The following is a 2,494-nucleotide window of genomic DNA, read 5'->3' on the forward strand; positions in this document are numbered from 1 at the left end:
GTAAGCGCTGTTTTCAGGCCACGGCTTTGAGATCGTGCGTTGCGGCATAGGCCCAAGGCAGCAGGTCGTCGATCTGGCTATTTGGATGATTGTTGACGATCTTGGTGAGGACGTCTGAGAGATAGGCCAGTGGCTCGACATTGTTGAGCTTTGCCGTCTCGATGAGCGAGGCGATAGTCGCCCAGTGTTCGGCCCCGGCGTCAGAACCGGCAAATAGCGCATTTTTGCGATTGAGGGCAATTGGCCTGATTGATCGTTCGACGACGTTGGAATCGATCTCGATCCGGCCATCGTCGATGAAGCGGGTCAAGCCGTCCCAGCGTGACAAGGCATAGCGGATTGCTTCGGCGAGTTTTGTCTTCTGGCTGATGTAGCCGAGTTGTTCACGCAGCCAGGGAGCGAGGCTGTCGGTAATCGGACGACTTTTTTCCTGACGGGCGACACGACGCTCCTCGTGGGGCCGGCCACGTATCTCTTCTTCGATCCTGTAAAGTTCGCCGATGCGTCGCAGCGCCTCGCTGGCGATGGGTGCCGGACCAGCGGCAGCAAGCTCATAGAAGCGGCGTCGAACGTGGGACCAGCAGAAGGCCAGCGACACGGTGTTCTTTGCCGCGAGCGGGCGATATCCACTGTAGCCGTCTACCTGCAGGATGCCGACGAAGCCGTCGAGATGGGCCATCGGTCGTTCGCCTTTGCGATCTGGCGCATAGACATAGGTGACACCGGGCGGGTCATCGCCCTGCCACGGCCGGTCATCTCGTGCATAAGCCCAAAGCTGGCCGGTCTTGGTTTTGCCACGTCCCGGATCGAGCACCGGGGCCGTCGTCTCGTCGGCGAAGAGCTTGGACGATGACTTCAGATGATCGAGCAGCCGCTGATGGACCGGGCGTAGATGCCAGGCGGCGCGACCGACCCAGTCGGCGAGCGTCGAACGGTCGAGGTCGATGCCCTGACGCTTGTAGATTTGCGCCTGGCGATACAGCGGCAGGTGGTCAGCATATTTAGATACCAGCACCTGGGCGACGGTTGCCTCTGTCGGGATGCCGCCCTCGATCAGCCTTGCCGGGGCCGGAGCCTGGACAACGACTTCTTCACAGGCCCGGCAGGCATACTTCGGGCGGCGCAGCACGAGCACCCGGAATTGGGCGGGCACAAGATCGAGCTTCTCGCTGACATCCTCGCCGATCCGATGCAGGTCGTTGCGGCAGCAGGGGCAGGCATGGTTATCGATATCGACCACGATCTCGACGCGCGGCAGATGCGCTGGCAGTGAACCCCGGTTCGTACGCCGTTTAGCGACCTGCGCCTGGCGCAGAGCAGTCGAGCCTTGTTCCTTCTCTTCCAGCCCGGCAGCCTCGATCTGTTCGGCCTCTTCAAGCCCAAGCAGAAGCTGGTCCTCTGGAAGCGTCTCTGCCCGTCGACCAAAGCGGTGACGCTGTAATTCCTTGATGATCTGCCGCAGGCGGGCATTCTCCGCCTCACGCGAAAGCACCATTGCTTTCAGCGCGTTCAGGTCATCCGGAAGCTCGTCTGCCGTCATCGTCATGGATCGAGAACAGCATATTTTGCCGCTCGGAGCGAGACGCTGAATGGCTCTGATTCAATTGGTCGCGCCCGTTATCCGGCCTTTATCGGCGTGCGCGTTTCGCTCGGCGCATGCACGCGTTTCCAGTCCAATCCTTCGAACAGAGCCGAGAACTGGGCGGCCGTCAGATGCATCACACCGTCTTGCATTCGAGGCCAATGGAACTCGCCATCCTCGATCCGCTTGGCGACCAGGCACACGCCGCTGCCGTCCCAGAAGATCAGCTTGATCCGGTCCGTTCGTTTGGCCCGGAATACGTAGATCGTGCCCGAGAACGGGTCGGCACCCATCTGGGCCTTTACCAATGCCGCCAATCCTTCAGCACCTTTGCGGAAGTCGACAGGCTTGGTGGCGATCATCACTTTTACCGCACCGGACGGGCCAATCACGACTGAGCCTTCAACGCCTGGATGACGGCGGCAATGGTTGCAGCATCGGTGCCAGAGGCAATACGCAGCCAAGCTCCATCAATCCGCAATTCAATGGCCGCCTCCGGAGAAGTTCTTCTTGGCAAACGTGCTTGCCGCGCCCTCTTCGGTTCCGAATTCTCGGGCGACACGACGACTGCTGGTGCAAACATTGGTGCTTGCTCCGGCACCGACAACACATCAAGCGGCTTTCGGGCGAGCCGTCGCCATGTGAACAACTGCTGCGGCGTCAATCCATGCCGCCGCGCCACAGAGCACACCGTGACGCCGGGCTCGCAACTCTCCGCAATGATCTGCGCCTTCTGATCGTCGCTCCATTCGCGACGACGGCCATTGCCTGTGAACACCTCAAACCGGCGTATCGGCTCATCCTTGGATTTAAGCGTAAGTTCTGAAATCGACATATGTCCTAGCCCTCTTTCGAGGTTGAACATCAATGATCAAGCGATGATCCGGAAGGTGGGGTCAGGACAGCGCTTAC

General features: G+C 60.1%; 3 protein-coding genes. All 3 read right to left on the reverse strand.

The window, feature by feature from the left end:
* Positions 1-13 precede the first annotated feature (13 nt).
* A complete protein-coding gene (gene tnpC, locus D8666_RS23855) occupies positions 14-1,546 on the reverse strand; it encodes an IS66 family transposase (protein WP_121539677.1) in 1,533 nt (510 codons plus the stop codon).
* A 71-nt stretch (positions 1,547-1,617) separates the two neighbouring features.
* On the reverse strand, positions 1,618-1,974 hold the full coding sequence (gene tnpB / locus D8666_RS23860; protein ID WP_109366349.1) for an IS66 family insertion sequence element accessory protein TnpB: 357 nt from the start codon (positions 1,972-1,974) through the stop codon (positions 1,618-1,620).
* A complete protein-coding gene (gene tnpA / locus D8666_RS23865; protein ID WP_109366348.1) occupies positions 1,971-2,447 on the reverse strand; it encodes an IS66-like element accessory protein TnpA in 477 nt (158 codons plus the stop codon). Before tnpA ends, tnpB begins: the two co-directional genes overlap by 4 nt.
* Positions 2,448-2,494 lie beyond the last annotated feature (47 nt).

Origin of the sequence: Ochrobactrum soli (assembly GCF_003664555.1) — a bacterium.
Taxonomy (GTDB): Bacteria; Pseudomonadota; Alphaproteobacteria; order Rhizobiales; family Rhizobiaceae; genus Brucella; species Brucella teleogrylli.